Source organism: Leptotrichia sp. oral taxon 847 (assembly GCF_001553645.1).
Taxonomy (GTDB): Bacteria; Fusobacteriota; Fusobacteriia; order Fusobacteriales; family Leptotrichiaceae; genus Leptotrichia.
Genome location: NZ_CP014231.1, coordinates 357,856 through 373,889, shown reverse-complemented (window position 1 = coordinate 373,889; position 16,034 = coordinate 357,856). Strand labels below are relative to the sequence as shown.

13 protein-coding genes are annotated in these 16,034 nt (G+C 30.9%); 12 read left to right on the top strand and 1 reads right to left on the bottom strand.

What is annotated here, in order from left to right; genetic code table 11:
- Positions 1-162 precede the first annotated feature (162 nt).
- Complete coding sequence (locus tag AXF11_RS01635) at positions 163-1,332, bottom strand: IS110 family transposase (protein WP_068154317.1); 1,170 nt, start codon at positions 1,330-1,332, stop codon at positions 163-165.
- A 319-nt stretch (positions 1,333-1,651) separates the two neighbouring features.
- On the opposite strand from AXF11_RS01635, the gene AXF11_RS01630 reads away from it, so the two are divergent.
- The 12 genes from AXF11_RS01630 (at position 1,652) to purD (ending at position 15,912) form a co-directional block, all read left to right on the top strand.
- Entirely contained in the window at positions 1,652-5,473 is a 3,822-nt protein-coding gene (locus tag AXF11_RS01630; RefSeq protein WP_068154315.1) for a phosphoribosylformylglycinamidine synthase, read from the top strand.
- Between the two features lie 54 nt (positions 5,474-5,527).
- Positions 5,528-6,007: a 5-(carboxyamino)imidazole ribonucleotide mutase gene (purE, locus tag AXF11_RS01625; RefSeq protein ID WP_018497852.1), complete on the top strand. Its 480-nt coding sequence runs from the start codon at positions 5,528-5,530 to the stop codon at positions 6,005-6,007.
- Between the two features lie 156 nt (positions 6,008-6,163).
- Entirely contained in the window at positions 6,164-6,880 is a 717-nt protein-coding gene (gene purC / locus AXF11_RS01620; RefSeq protein ID WP_068154312.1) for a phosphoribosylaminoimidazolesuccinocarboxamide synthase, read from the top strand.
- A gap of 216 nt (positions 6,881-7,096) precedes the next feature.
- Complete coding sequence (gene purF / locus AXF11_RS01615) at positions 7,097-8,548, top strand: amidophosphoribosyltransferase (RefSeq protein ID WP_068154310.1); 1,452 nt, start codon at positions 7,097-7,099, stop codon at positions 8,546-8,548.
- Positions 8,549-8,572: 24 nt separating this feature from the next.
- Positions 8,573-8,860 carry a YciI family protein gene (locus AXF11_RS01610; protein WP_068154307.1) on the top strand — a complete coding sequence of 96 codons (288 nt, stop codon included), beginning with the start codon at positions 8,573-8,575 and terminating at the stop codon, positions 8,858-8,860.
- Positions 8,861-8,896: 36 nt separating this feature from the next.
- Positions 8,897-9,895, top strand: coding sequence for a phosphoribosylformylglycinamidine cyclo-ligase (gene purM / locus AXF11_RS01605; RefSeq protein WP_068154305.1), 999 nt, complete (start codon positions 8,897-8,899; stop codon positions 9,893-9,895).
- Between the two features lie 174 nt (positions 9,896-10,069).
- The gene (gene purN / locus AXF11_RS01600) at positions 10,070-10,663 is read left to right on the top strand and encodes a phosphoribosylglycinamide formyltransferase (RefSeq protein ID WP_068154303.1); all 594 of its coding nucleotides are present in this window, start codon (positions 10,070-10,072) and stop codon (positions 10,661-10,663) included.
- Positions 10,664-10,687: 24 nt separating this feature from the next.
- Positions 10,688-11,068, top strand: a complete 381-nt coding sequence (locus tag AXF11_RS01595) for an antibiotic resistance protein VanZ (protein WP_068154300.1) — start codon at positions 10,688-10,690, stop codon at positions 11,066-11,068.
- Between the two features lie 11 nt (positions 11,069-11,079).
- Positions 11,080-11,724, top strand: coding sequence for a tetratricopeptide repeat protein (locus AXF11_RS01590; protein ID WP_068154295.1), 645 nt, complete (start codon positions 11,080-11,082; stop codon positions 11,722-11,724).
- Positions 11,725-11,865: 141 nt separating this feature from the next.
- Positions 11,866-13,389 (top strand): bifunctional phosphoribosylaminoimidazolecarboxamide formyltransferase/IMP cyclohydrolase, encoded by a 1,524-nt coding sequence (gene purH / locus AXF11_RS01585; RefSeq protein ID WP_068154291.1) that lies wholly within the window; start codon positions 11,866-11,868, stop codon positions 13,387-13,389.
- A 140-nt stretch (positions 13,390-13,529) separates the two neighbouring features.
- Positions 13,530-14,306, top strand: a complete 777-nt coding sequence (locus AXF11_RS01580) for a nucleotidyltransferase domain-containing protein (RefSeq protein ID WP_068154289.1) — start codon at positions 13,530-13,532, stop codon at positions 14,304-14,306.
- Positions 14,307-14,649: 343 nt separating this feature from the next.
- Positions 14,650-15,912, top strand: a complete 1,263-nt coding sequence (gene purD, locus AXF11_RS01575; protein WP_068154285.1) for a phosphoribosylamine--glycine ligase — start codon at positions 14,650-14,652, stop codon at positions 15,910-15,912.
- Positions 15,913-16,034 lie beyond the last annotated feature (122 nt).

The following is a 16,034-nucleotide window of genomic DNA, read 5'->3' as shown; positions in this document are numbered from 1 at the left end:
AAAATTTAGAAAATTTCTTAATTTAAAGATACAAAAGGAGATCAACTATGATTTGTCAAGCCCTTTTTAAAAAAAATTTTTAAATTTTTGATCTTGAATTTTGGGCGAATTTAAATTAACCTATTGAAAATAGATTTTCTTAAATATTTTGTATAGTTTTTTTTAAATAAGCTGCTCAGCATTAAATGGAATATTATCTTTCATAAGTTTGTAAATAACTCTTACGAGCTTATGGGCAACATGACCCAGTGCCTTGTAATGATTTTTCCCCTGTGAACGTTTAAGAGCATAGTAATTACTGAAAACTTCATTGTTTCGGACAGCATTCCAGGCAGTGTAGATTAGGGAATATCGTAAATATTTTGAGCCACGTTTTGACATTCGGCATGATAAGGCTCTGAACTGCCCTGACTGTCTGACTTTAGGATCTAAGCCTGCAAATGCTAATAGCTTTGAAGGGGAACGGAATCTTGATATATTTCCGATTTCTCCCAGAATGCAGGCACAGGCAACATTGCTTATGCCAGGAATAGACAGGATAACAGGTTTAAGCTTTTCAATGATGGCATTGATCTGCTTTTCAGTATTTCTTATCTGCTCTTCCAGCAGCTCAATAGAGGAAATCAGCTGTGAAATATGAAAACTTAAGGAAATGTCCTCAAAACCGACAGAAGATCTAGCCTGACTTTTGATAATATAGGCAGTCTTTTCACAGAAATGCCCCCTGGAATTAGTTTTTAAAATATTTGTTAAAACATCAATTCCTAAGGCGGCTATTTCTTCTGAAGAAGGATATTTCTTCAAAAGGGTATAGACAGCTTTAGAGTGGATGCCTGAAGGCAGCAGGTGAAGCTCAGGGAATATGGAATCGAGATTTCTGGTCAGCAAAATTTTGCATTTACTTTTCTGCTTGACAAGGGAATCTCTGATTCTGTTGAGTTTTTTCAATGAAAGATACTCAATATCGCTCTGTGTAACGAGAGAGTATTCACGGGAAAGCAGCATTTTAGCGATATTGATGGAATCAATCCTGTCGTTTTTGGAATCCCTGCCATAAGATTTTCTAAAGTTGGCGACATTTGCAGGATTGACCAGAGTGACATTAAACTTTCTGTTAAAGAAGAAATTAACAAAATTGTCAGAATAGTGTCCAGTAAATTCAAGAGCAATAACAATGTCGTCTTTGGGGATGGACTTTACTTTATCAATTAAGGAAAGAAAGCCCTCAAGACTGTTTTTGAACATAAAATTAGAAAAAACGATATTTCCATTGTCAGAAACAAGTGAAGCAACGTGGTTGAGCTTGGCGATATCAATGCCTAAAAAAAACATAAGATCACATCCTTTAAGAAGAAATAGGGGAACTGTAGGAACCGCAAAGTTTTATCAGGCGCATTCTTGCTAAACATAAAAATTTAAAAACTTATCCAACTATAAGGGTTAAAGATAAAACAGCGGCAATAATCTCCTTTGAAAAGTAGCGAGAGCTCCTTAAGAAAAATAAAAAGTCCGCAGTTTCCCTAAAATAATTATACAAAATAAGGGAAGAGAAAAGCAATAGGAACAGAAAAGAAAAAAATAAGAAATATAAAGAAAGGAGTGTGTGGTATTTTATATAATTATTTATATATTTATCATACAAGAGAAAAAAATGAATTACAGGATCTTTGTGGAAAAAAAAGAAGATTTTAGGGTGGAGGCACAAAATTTATTTAGTGATTTGAAAGAAAATATCGGGCTTTCGGGACTTTCGGACGTAAGAGTTTTGAACATTTATGACATTTTTAATTTGAGTGAAAATGATCTACAAAAGTTGGAAAAGACTGTGTTTTCGGAAGTAAATGTGGACAATGTCTACAAGTCATTGGAAGAGAGTCTGGCAGCATACAAAAATGAAAATTTAAAAAAAGTGTATTTTTCTGTTGAATTTTTGCCGGGACAATACGATCAAAGAGCAGATTCTGCAATTCAATGCGCAAATTTACTTATTGACGAAGATAACGACATCAATGTAAAAAGTGGGAAATTAATAATTTTATACGGTGATATTTCTTCGGAAGAATTGAATAAAATAAAAAAATATTATATAAATGATGTGGAAGCAAGAGAAAAAAACTTAAATATTTTATCTGAAAATGTTGAATCAGCTAATAGAGATAAAGTCATTGTTTATGATGGCTTTGTTGAAAAAACTGAAGATGAAATTGTAAAAATGAGAAATGACTTGGAACTAGCTATGACATCTAAGGATTTGTTGTTTATTCAGGAATATTTTAAAAATGAGGAAAAAAGAAATCCGACTGAAACTGAGATTAGAGTGCTTGACACTTACTGGTCGGACCATTGTAGACATACAACTTTTGAGACAATTATTGATGATATAAAAGTAGAAAATGAAGTTTATAAAAATTTATTTGAAAAAGCGATAAATGAATATGTTGAGAGTAGAAAATATGTTTATGAAGAAAGAGAAGCAAAAAGACCAATGACTTTGATGGATTTAGCGACTGTTTTTGGAAAAGAGCAGAGAAAAAATGGGTCACTTCCAGATTTAGAAGTTTCTGATGAAATTAATGCTTGTTCGATTTACATTGATGTACCCGTGGAAAGAACTGATGAAAGCGGAAAAATTAAAGTAACCAAAGAAAAATGGATTTTGCAGTTTAAAAATGAAACTCATAACCATCCGACAGAAATTGAACCATTTGGAGGAGCTGCAACTTGTATTGGGGGAGCAATTCGTGATCCATTATCAGGAAGAACTTATGTTTATCAAGCTGTCAGAATAAGTGGAGCTTCTGATCCAACTGAAAAAATTGAAGATACAATTAAAGGAAAATTACCTCAAAAAGTTATTACAAAAACCGCAGCACATGGATTTTCTTCATATGGAAATCAAATTGGACTTGCGACAACTCACGTAAATGAGATTTATGACAAAGGTTATAAAGCAAAAAGAATGGAATTAGGACTTGTTGTAGGAGCTGCACCAGCTGAAAACATCATCCGTGAAAAACCTGAAGCGGGAGATATCGTGGTGCTTTTAGGTGGAAGAACGGGAAGAGACGGAATTGGAGGAGCTACTGGTTCATCTAAAGAACATACTACAGAATCATCAGAAAAATCAAGTGCTGAAGTTCAAAAAGGAAATGCAGTAACTGAAAGAAAAATCCAAAGATTATTTAGAAATAAAAATGTTACGACATTGATTAAAAAATGTAATGACTTTGGAGCTGGAGGGGTTTCAGTTGCGATAGGAGAACTTGCTGACGGATTGGTAATTGACTTGAATGAAATTAGAGTTAAATATATTGGTCTTACTGGAACTGAATTGGCGATTTCTGAATCACAGGAAAGAATGGCTGTTGTAATTAAAAAAGAAGATTTGGATAAATTTGTGAAGTATGCAACCAAAGAAAACTTGGAGGCTTACAAAGTTGCTGAAATCAATGATTCTAACAGATTGGTTATGACTTACAATGGAGAAACAATTGTTGATATTTCAAGAGATTTCTTGAATACAAATGGAGCGTCTTCAAATATCAATATTGAAATTGAAAATTCTGATAAATTGGTGTTGGATAGAAAAATTGCTGGAGATACATTTAAAGAAAAATTTGTTAATAATTTGAAGGACTTAAATGTAGCTTCTCAAAGAGGATTAGTTGAAACATTTGATTCAACAATTGGGGCAAGTACAGTATTAATGCCATTTGGTGGGAAATATCAATTGACCCCGTCTGAAGTTTCTGTGCAAAAGGTTTCGGTAATGAACGCTGAAACAGATGTTGCATCAATGGTTGGATATGGCTATAATCCTTATATTGCAAAACAAATTCCATTCCATGGAGGAGCTTACGCAGTAATTGAATCTTTAGCTAAAGTTGTGGCTGCCGGAGGAAATTACAAAAATGTAAGATTCACATTTCAGGAATATTTTGAGAGATTGGGAAACAATCCTAAAAAATGGGGTAAACCTCTATCTGCATTACTAGGAGCACTTCATGTTCAAAAAGAATTTAAACTACCTTCAATTGGAGGAAAAGATTCGATGAGTGGAACATTTAACGATATTTCGGTGCCACCCACATTGGTATCATTTGCGTTAAGCGTTGTAAGTGCCAAAAATGTGATTTCGAGCGAATTTAAAAAAGCTGAAAATTATATTTACTTGATTACAACTAAATTTACTGAAAATGATTTACCGGATTTTAAAGAATTGAAAGAAAATTTTGATTTTATTGAAGAAAATATAAAAAACAAAAATATTGTTTCAGCAATGGCAGTAAAGAATGGTGGAATTGCTGAAAGTATAGCAAAAATGACATTTGGTAACAAGTTAGGTGTGAATGTAAATTTTGCTGAAAATGCGGAAAATGAATGGTTTAAAGTTAATTACGGAGCATTTATAGTTGAAACTTCTGAAAAAATTGACTATAAAAATGCAACATTGTTAGGAAAAGTTACTAAACAAGCAAAAATTGTTATAAATAATGATACAGTAATGGATTTGGACGAATTGATTGCTGAATGGGAAAAACCTCTTGAAAAAGTGTTTCCAACCAAAAAGGAAGTGGAAAAAAGTCATAAAATTGCACATTACAAAAATTTGATTTATGAAAAATCAAAATTAATTGAACACGAAAATGTAATTAGCAACATAACAAACACTTACGCAAAACCTAGAATATTTATCCCAGTATTTCCAGGAACAAATTCAGAATACGATTTAGAAAGAGCCTTTAACAAAGAGGGAGGACTTGCAAAAATTGGAGTTTTTAACAATTTGACACGTAGTAATATTTTAAATTCGATTGATACTTTTGTCAAAGAAATCAATAACTCACAAATATTGATGTTACCAGGAGGATTTAGTGCGGGAGATGAGCCAGATGGTTCAGCTAAATTTATGGTTGCAGTGTTAAAAAATAAAAAAGTCAGAGAAGCTGTGGAAAACCTATTGAAACGAGATGGGTTAATCTTAGGAATCTGTAACGGTTTTCAGGCCTTGATAAAATCAGGGTTACTACCTTATGGAGAAATTCGTGAATTAAATGAAACTTCGCCAACATTAACTTATAATGCAATCGACAAGCATATGTCAAAAATTGTGCAAACAAAAATTATCACAAATAATTCACCTTGGCTTTCTGAAATGAAAGAAGGAGACATTCACTCGGTCGCAATTTCTCACGGTGAAGGAAGAGTTGTCATCACGGAAGAAGAATACAGAAAGTTATTCGAAAATAACCAAATTGCTACAAAATATGTTGACTTAGAAGGAAATTCAACAATGGATTCACAGTTTAATCCAAACGGCTCGTATTATGCAATCGAAGGGATGCTGGCCTATAATGGTAGAATCTTCGGTAAAATGGGACATTCTGAAAGAAAAGGTAAAAATGTTTACAAAAATATTTATGGAAATAAAGAACAAAATATTTTTAGAAATGGTGTGAGATTTTTTAAGTAAAATATTTTAAAATAAAAAATGTAATATAACATTTTGAGAAGGAGAAGTAAAAAAATGAAAGTAGCAATATTTTTTGGAAGTCAGTCAGATACTGATAAAATGAGAGGGGCTGCAAATTGCTTAAGAGAATTTGGGATTGAATTTGAGGCTTATGTATTGTCGGCTCACAGAGTTCCTGAAAAATTGGAGGAAGTTTTGGCTGATGTTGAAAAAAGAGGTGCAGAAGTGATTATTGCTGGAGCTGGACTTGCGGCACATTTACCTGGAGTTATTGCTTCAAAAACAATACTGCCTGTAGTTGGAGTGCCTTTAAATGGTGCACTTGAAGGACTAGATGCGCTTTATTCGATTGTTCAAATGCCAAAATCTATTCCAGTGGCAACTGTTGGAATTAATAATTCATACAATTCAGGAATGCTAGCTGTGCAAATTCTTGCGGTAAAATATCCTGAAATTAGAGAAAAATTGATTAATTTTAGAAAAGAGATGAAAGCTAAATTTATTGCTGACAATGAGAAAAAAGTTGAATTATAGATTGTAAAATAAAGTAAAATTAATTTTTTAAAAGATGTAAAATATATTTTGAAAAATTTAAAATAAAAAAATCGTATTTAACGTTGTAATTTTTGAGAAAAATATAAAAAGTTTTCAAAATAAAAAAATTTAAATAAAAAAATGGAGGAAATAAAAATGGAAAAAAGAGAAAAAATTTACGAAGGAAAAGCAAAATCAGTTTTTGCAACAGACAAAGCGGATGAAATAATTATGTATTTTAAAGATGATGCAACTGCATTTAATGGGGTTAAAAAAGATCAATTGGAAGATAAAGGGATTTTGAATAATAAAATTTCTACATTACTTTATGGATATTTGATTAAACATGGTGTAAAAACTCACTGGATTAAAACTTTGAATGAAAGGGAACAACTTTGTAAAAAAGTGGAAATCTTTCCTTTAGAAGTAATTATAAGAAATAGAGCAACTGGAAGTTTTGTAAAAAGATATGCGGCTCAAGAAGGAAAAATCTTTAAAAGACCTACTTTTGAATTATCTTACAAAAATGATGATTTGGGAGATCCGTTGCTAAATGATGATCATGCTTTGGCATTGGAATTGGTTAATGAAGAAGAACTAGCTAAAATTAAAGAACAAACTTTTTTGATTAATGATTTATTGTCTAAATTGTTTGATAAAATGAATTTAATCTTGGTAGATTATAAAGTTGAGTTTGGAAAAGATAAAGATGGAAATATTTTACTTGCGGATGAAATTAGTCCAGATTCAATGAGACTTTGGGACAAAGATACACTTAAAAAATTGGATAAAGATAGATTTAGACAAGACTTGGGAGATGTAATGGGAGCATACCGTGAAGTGCTACGTCGTTTAGAAGAAGTTTTAAAATAAAAATTTTCAAAAAAATAAAAACAGTAAGTATCAATGTATAAAATGTGATTAATAGCTTTGTTTTTTAGGAATAATACTATTTCTTATTTAAATAGTAGATTTGGTGTAAATTCTAGCAAGGGGTCTTGACCCCTTGTTGTTAAATAAGTGTAGTAGTATTTCTAAAATGAGGTCTTGGTATAAAATAATTTGTAAAAAATGGAGGAAACTAACAAAATGATTAAGAGTTTGAATGAGGAATGCGGAGTATTTGGAGTTTTTGGACATCCTAATGCCGCAAGACTTACTTATTATGGACTTCACAGTTTACAGCACAGAGGACAGGAAGCAGCAGGAATTGTGGTAAGTGATGGAGTTCGTGTAAATGGTCATCGTGGGCCTGGACTTGTGTCAGAAGTGTTTAATGATGATAGGATATTTAATAGATTGGAAGGAAACAGTGCTATTGGGCATGTCAGATATGCGACTTCTGGAAGTAGCAATGGTCGTAATATTCAGCCGTTCTTGTTTCAATTTTTTGATGGAAGCATCGCTTTGGCACACAATGGAAATTTGATTAATGCGAAAACGTTAAAAAAAGAATTGGAAAAACAAGGCGCTATTTTTCATTCAACATCGGATACAGAAGTGTTGGTTCATTTGATTAGAAGAAGTAAAGAAAAAGATTTTTTGAGTCAATTGAAAGATGCGTTAAGACAGGTAAAAGGTGGATTTTCTTTCTTAGTTCAAACTCAAACAGAATTGTACGGTGCAGTTGACCCTTTTGAATTTCGTCCTTTAATTTTGGGAAAAGCAAAAAATGGAGCGTATATTTTGGCAAGTGAAACTTGTGCGTTGGAAATTGTTGGAGCGGAATTTGTCAGAAATATTAGATCTGGAGAAGTTGTAGTCATTGATAAAGATGGATACAGAATTGAAAAATATACTGACAATACTTCGACTGCGATTGCGGCGATGGAATATGTGTATTTTGCAAGACCTGATTCGGATATTTCAGGAGTAAATGTACATTCGGCTCGTAAAAGATGTGGAAGAAGATTGGCACAGGAAGCACCTGTAGAAAATGCGGATATTATAATCGGAGTTCCAAATTCGTCATTGTCGGCAGCAAGTGGTTATGCAGAAGAAAGCGGAAAACCTTATGAAATGGGATTAATCAAAAACCAGTATGTAGCAAGAACATTTATTCAGCCAACTCAGGAACTGAGAGAACAAGGTGTCAGAATGAAACTTTCTGCTGTAAAAGGTGTTGTAAAAGATAAAGTTGTCGTTATGATTGATGATTCAATAGTTCGTGGAACAACTTCAAGCCGTATCGTTCAGTTATTGAAGGAAGCTGGTGCAAAAGAAGTTCATGTAAGAATTGCCTCGCCAGAATTTAAGTTTCCTATTTTTTACGGAATTGATGCATCGAATTCATCGGAATTAATTTCAGCAAATAAAACTGTTGAAGAAGTAAGAGAGTACATTGGTGCAGATTCGTTGGCTTTCTTGAGTATTGATGGATTAATTGATTCGATTGGACTTAATTTTGACGCACCATATACAGGACTTTGTATGGAATGTTTTAATGGCGATTATCCAGCAGGATTGGGAGATTATGAAAAAGAATTTTACGCTTCGTTGACACCAATTCAAAAAGAGGCTTTGAAAGAATTGAAGAAATAAAGAATTGAAAAATAAGGAGAAAAAATGTATATAGTGAGTTTAAATTATATAAAAGCAGTAGGTGAAGTTGAAAAATATTTGGAAGAACATATAAAATTTTTGGAAAAATATTATGGAATGGGCAAATTTATTTGTTCAGGAAGAAAAAATCCTAGAACAGGTGGTGTAATTTTGCTAAATGCAGAAAATTTGGAAAAAGTTAAGAAAATAATTTCAGAAGATCCATTTAATATAAATAAAATTGCAGAATATGAAATTACAGAATTTTTCCCTACAAAATATGCAGAAGATTTTGCAAATTTTGTAAAATAAAAAATAGAGATTTAATTTAAAACAGGAGGATAAAGAATGTCAATTTCTTATAAAGATTCAGGAGTAGATAAAGAAGAAGGATACAGAAGTGTTGCAAAAATAAAAGAAAGAGTAAAAGCAACTTACAACAAAAATGTTATGAACGAATTGGGAAGTTTTGGAGCTTTATACAAATTAGGAGAATATAAAAAACCAATTTTAGTGTCTGGAACTGACGGAGTTGGGACAAAATTAAAAGTTGCATTTGAAACGAATAAATATGACACAGTTGGAATTGACTGTGTTGCGATGTGTGTAAATGATATTTTGTGTCACGGAGCACAACCATTATTTTTCTTAGATTACCTAGCTTGTGGAAAATTGGACTCAAATGTTTCCTCTGAAATAATTAAAGGTGTTGTAGAAGGTTGTCTTCAAGGAGATTCGGCTTTAGTAGGTGGAGAAACTGCTGAAATGCCAGGATTTTATGCGGATGGAGAATATGATATTGCAGGATTTGCAGTTGGTGTAGTTGAAGAAAAAAAAATGGTCAATGGAAGTAAAGTTCAAGAAGGAGATATAATCGTTGCAATTCCTTCAAGTGGAGCTCACAGTAATGGATTCTCATTGTTAAGAAAATTATTTACTGATTTTAACGAAGAATTCAATGGAAAAACAATTGGAGAACATTTATTGACACCAACAAAAATTTATGTAAAACCAATTCAAAAGGTTATGGAAAAAGTACAAGTGAACGGAATGGCTCACATAACTGGTGGAGGACTTATTGAAAACGTTCCAAGAACTATACCAGAAGGACTTTGTGCAAACATCGAAAAAGCGAAAGTAAAAGTTCATCCGTTGTTTAAACACGAAACATTCTCAAGAGTTCCAGAAGAAGAAATGTGGGGAACATTCAACATGGGAGTTGGATTTGTTGTTATCGTAAATAAAAATGATGTGAAGACAGTTATTGATATTTTAGCTGAAAATGGAGAAGAAGCCTATGAATTAGGAACTATTGTTAAAGGTGACGAAAAAATTAATTTGTATTAAGAAATATTGACAAAAATTATTGATGAATAAGGCAGGGACTTGATTTTAGTTACCGTTCCTGCTTTTAATTCTAGTAAATTTTTATAAATTTTACTTAAAATCTATAATTTTTGAAATTTAGTGATTTGTCTGAAAAATAAAGATAATAAAAATAAATTTAAAGAGAGTGAAAAAATGTCTAATAAAAATAAAAAAAGAATAGCAGTTTTAGTTTCTGGCGGAGGGTCGAACTTACAGTCAATTATTGATAACATTGAGCAAGGAAACTTGAATTGTGAAATTTCTTATGTAATTGCAGATAGAGAGTGCTATGGACTTAAAAGAGCAGAAAAACATGGCATAAAAAATGTTTTGCTTGACAGAAAAGTATTAAAAGAAAAATTGTCTGATGAAATTAGCAATGTTCTTGAAAATGATGACGAAAAAACAGATTATATCGTATTAGCAGGATATTTGTCGATCTTATCGCCAGAATTTATAAAAAGATGGTCAAGAAAAATTATAAATATCCATCCGTCATTGCTTCCAAAATTTGGTGGAAAGGGAATGTATGGAATGAATGTCCATAGAGCAGTTATCGAAGCAAAGGAAACTGAAAGTGGTTGCACAATTCATTTTGTTGACACAGGAGTCGACACTGGGGAAATTATTTTGCAGATAAAAGTGCCTGTTCTTAGTGATGATACGCCTGAAGTTTTGCAAAAGAGGGTGCTTAAGAAGGAACATGTTTTACTGATTGAAGGAATTAAAAAGTTGCTTGAAAAATAGGATTAAAAAAGAAAGAGAGAGTAAATGTCAAAAATAATTGTACGTGATAAATTTAAGTTTAGGTTATTTCCAAAAACTATTTGGATAGACAATGAAAAGAAGAAATTAAAGCCAAATTCAGAAATAATTTTTGAAACTAATGAAGATTATGTGATACTTTCAGAAAAAAAATCTAAAAAAAGAAAATTAGGATTGGATTTGGAAAATAAGGAAGAAGTTGTAGTAGAAATTAAATATAATTTTTTCATTTTATCTATGATATTTTTAGTTCCAGTACTTTTTGTAATAATAATTTTAATTTTTAATTTAGATGAAATAGATGCTAAGCAGTTAGGTACAGTTGTTGGAATTCTTATTCATATTATGTTTCTAAAAATAGAAAAATTTGAAATTGTCAGTAAGTAAAGGAGACTTTTGTGAAAAGAAAATTTTTAATATTTGCAATGTTTTTATTTGCTTTTTCGATGGGATATGCTGTGAATGGGAATGAAGAATTTTTGAAAGCGAATAATTTTCTTGAGCAAAAAAAATATAAAGAGGCTGAGAAATATTTTTTTGAAGCATTAAAAAAAGGGAACCCAAATGCTTATAATGCTTTAGGTTATCTTTATTATGTTCAAGGGAATTTTGAAAAGGCAGAATACTACTTTTTAAAAGATTTGAATACTATTACAGATGAAGAAGAGAAAAAAATAGTAAAATATAATTTAGCATTTTTATATGTTAAACAAAATAAAGAGGAAAAAGCGGAAAAAATATTAAGATCAATAAAAAATGATGATATTTTTGTTTATTATTTTTTAGAAGACATGTACTATAAAAATGCAGACTATAAAAATGCTTTAAAATATTCTAAAAAAGCATTAGAAAAAGGAAATAAATTTTCAATAAATGATATTGTTATAATTTCAAATAAATCAAAAAAATTAGATAATGAAGTAATGGAATTAGTAAAACAAGAATATGAAAAAGGTAATATTTATGCTTATGGTTTTTATGGATTAATAATAAAAAATACTAATCTAAAAAGAAGGAGAAAAAATTTGCAAATTAGGAATTGAAAAAGGAGATCCAAATTCATATTCTTGTATGTCTGTAATTTTGTTTGATCAAGGAAGAAAAGAAGAATCAAAAAAAATGTTTGAAAAATATAAATTTGAAATAGAAAAGTTATCAAAGAATTTAAGAAAGGAAATTTTAAAATGAAAAAAAGAGCATTAATAAGCGTTTTTGATAAAACGGGAATTTTAGAATTTGCACAGTTTTTAGATAAAAAAGGTGTGGAAATCATCTCAACAGGAGGAACTTATAAATATTTGAAGGAAAATGGGCTTTCTGTAATAGATGTTTCACAAGTTACGAATTTTAAAGAAATGTTGGATGGAAGGGTAAAAACTTTGCATCCGAATATTCATGGTGGAATTTTGGCGATTAGAGATAATAAAGAGCACATGGATACGATTGCAAAAGAAGGAATTGAAACAATTGATTATGTTGTTGTTAATCTTTATCCGTTCTTTAGGGAAGTTCAAACTGACAAAACTTTTGATGAAAAAATTGAATTTATTGATATAGGTGGGCCTACAATGCTTCGTTCAGCTGCAAAATCATTTAAAGATGTTACGGTTATTTGCGAAACTGAAGATTATGCAGTAGTTATGGAAGAAATGGAAAAAGATGGAGAAGTTTCTTATAAAACTAAAAAAAGATTGGCTGGAAAAGTATTTAATTTGACATCAGCTTATGATGCGGCTATTTCTAATTTCTTATTGGAAGAAGAATACCCTAAATATTTGAATGTTTCATACGAAAAAAAATTCAATTTGAGATATGGGGAAAATCCTCATCAATCTTCAGCTTACTATGTTTCAACTATTGAGAATGGAAGTATGAAAGATATTAAACAATTAAACGGGAAAGAACTGTCATTTAACAATATTAGGGATATGGACATCGCTTGGAAAGTGGTTGGAGAATTTGATGGTCCAGCGGCTTGTGCAATAAAACACTCAACTCCTTGTGGTGTGGCTGTTGCAGATGATATTTTCACAGCGTACAAAAAAGCTCACGATTGTGATCCAGTATCGATTTTTGGCGGAATTGTGGCACTTAATAGAGAAGTTAATAAAGAAACTGCCGAAGAATTGAAAAAAATCTTCTTGGAAATCGTAATTGCACCTTCATTTGCAGATGAAGCGTTGGAAATCTTAAAAACTAAGAAAAACTTGAGAGTTATCGAATGTAAAACTCCAAAACCTCAAGATAAATTCGATTATGTAAAAGTTGATGGTGGAATTTTGGTTCAAGGAACAAATAATAAAATGATTGATGAAATAAATGTTGTTACTGAAAAACAACCTACTGAAAAAGAAAAAGCTGATATGGAATTAGGAATGAAAGTTGTAAAATATGTAAAATCAAATGCGATTGTAGTTGTTAAAGACGGAATGGCAATCGGTGTAGGAACTGGTCAAACTAACAGAATTTGGTCAACAGAACACGCATTGCAACATGCTCAGGAAAAAGTTGGAAAGAACTTGACAGGTGCAGTATTGGCGTCAGATGCTTTCTTTCCGTTCAGAGATTGCGTAGACACAGCTGCAAAAACCGGAATTAAAGCAATTATACAACCAGGTGGATCAATTAGAGATAAAGAATCAATTGACGCTTGTAATGAACACGGAATAACAATGGTATTTACTGGAATTAGACATTTTAAACATTAATTCTTTATGCAGAAAGATTAAAAAAGTTTAGTTTTTCTGCGTAGCTTTAATATATTAAAAACCAATGTTATTTTTTTAATTAGTCAACTCATTTATAAAATAATTTAATCTTAAAAATAAAGAAACTAGGAGTTTAAAAAATGATAGAAAAAATTTTAGAAAAATTTAAAAATGACAATAGAGTAGAAGCAATAGCGCTTGGTGGCTCAAGAGCGGGAGAAAATTTTGATGAGAAGTCGGACTACGATATCTATGTTTATTACAATGAAATGATACCTGAAAAAGAGCGCAAAGAAATTTATTTGGAAATCTGTTCAAAAATTGAAATTGGCAACCATTATTGGGAATATGAAGATAACGGAGTTTTGAATGACGGAGTGGAATTTGATGTGGTTTACAGAAAACTAGACGATTTTATAAATGGAATTTCTTATGTAGTCGATAAATGTAATTCTCATAACGGATATACAACTTGTATGTGGCATAATTTGATAAAGTGCAAAATTCTTTTTGACAGAAACAAAAAGCTTGAAAAATATCAAAAACAGTACAGCATAGATTATCCTAAAAAGTTGAAAGAAAATATAATTTTACGAAATATGAATTTATTGTCTGATGCTCTTCCAGCGTATAAAGGTCAGATAAAAAAGGCAACTGGAAGAGATGATGTTGTGAGTATAAATCATAGAATAACAGAATTTTTGGCTTCATATTTTGATATCATTTTTGCATTAAATGAGTTAACTCATCCAGGAGAAAAAAGACTTGTGGAAATTTCTTTGAAAAAATGTAAAAAATTACCGAAAAATTTTTCTCAAAATATAGAAAATTTATTAAAGAATATTGCTGTAAATAATGAAAATGTAAATTTTTATATACAAGAAATTGTGAGAGAATTAAAAGAAATTTTAAAATAAGCGGGAGCGAAAATGGAATTAAAAGCGTTGAAATGGATATTTTTTAGACAGAGCAAAGTTTTAAAAGGCATAGAAAGTATTTTGGCTGCTTATTTACTTGCAAGTTATATTTTATAAAAAATATTACTAAAAATTTGTTTTAAAAAATGAAGTTATTTTTTGTTACAAAAAAGTAAATTTTAGTGTTTAAAAATAGTTTTGTTCAAAAACTGTGAAAATTTAGAGTTTAATAAATAAAAATGTTTTGGAATACGCGGTCTTCAATCTTTGTAAAAAGATAGGTTGTCAAGTGTATTTAAATAAAAATGTATAATTTAACAAAAAATTTTAATTGGAGGTATTAATGAAAGTACTAATTGTGGGAGCAGGTGGAAGAGAACACGCAATTGCTTGGAAAATTTCACAAAATAAAAAAGTTGAAAAAATATTTATTGCACCTGGAAATGCGGGAGTGGAGTTATTAGAAAAAGCTGAAAATGCGAATTTGTCAAACAACATTGAAGAATATGTGAAATTTGCAAAAAATAATAAAATTGATTTGACATTTGTTGGAAGCGAAGAATTATTAGTAGCTGGAATTGTCGATGAATTTAGAAAAAATGGATTAAAAATATTTGGTCCTGATAAAAAAGCAGCAATTCTCGAAGGAAGTAAAGCATTTTCAAAAGATTTTATGAAAAAATATGGAATAAAAACAGCGGTTTATGAAATTTTTGACGACGCCAACAAAGCAAAAGAGTTTTTAAATAATTGGAGTGATTTTCCAGTAGTCGTAAAAGCGAGTGGACTTGCAGCTGGAAAAGGTGTTATCATCGCTCAAAAACACGATGAAGCGATTAAAGCTGTTGAAGATATAATGGTTGAAGAAAAATTTGGAAGTGCAGGAAATCAAGTTGTAATCGAAGAATTTTTGGATGGAGTGGAAGCGTCAATTTTGTCATTTACAGATAGTAAAGTTATCGTGCCACTTTTATCAGCAAAAGACCACAAAAAAATTGGAGAAAATGAAACTGGATTAAATACAGGTGGAATGGGAGTTATAAGTCCAAATCCTTATGTTACAGAGGAAGTTTTTGAAAGTTTTAAAAACGACATTATGAATCCGACTTTAAAAGGTATTCAAGCGGAAGGAATGGACTTTGAAGGAGTAATTTTCTTTGGACTTATGATTACGAAAAAAGGTGTTTATTTGCTGGAATACAATATGAGATTAGGAGATCCTGAAACTCAGGCAGTTTTACCGCTTTTGGAAAACGATTTGTTGGAATTGATAGAATATTCGTTTGACAAAAAATTATCGGAATTAAAAATTTCGTGGAAACTACTTTATTCTTGCTGTGTAGTAGGAGCGGCAAAAGGTTATCCTGAAAGCTATAAAAAAGGCGATGTGATAACTGGAATTGAAAATGCTTCAGATGATGAATTGGTATTTATCGCAGGAGCAAAATTTGAAGACGGGAAATTCAAAACTAATGGTGGAAGAGTCTTAAACGCAGTTGCATTTGGAAAAACATTGGATGAAGCTAGAAAAAAAGCTTATAAATTATTATCAAAAATTAATTTTCCCGGAATGTATTTTAGAAAAGATATTGGAAATGTGAAATAAAAAAATTTATAAAAGTCCCTGAACTATTTTATTTTTGCCAAAAAGTAGTTGTGGGATTTTTTATTTATTTTCTTGAAAACTTTTTTTCTATCAAAAATTAAAAATATATGCTATAATTAATA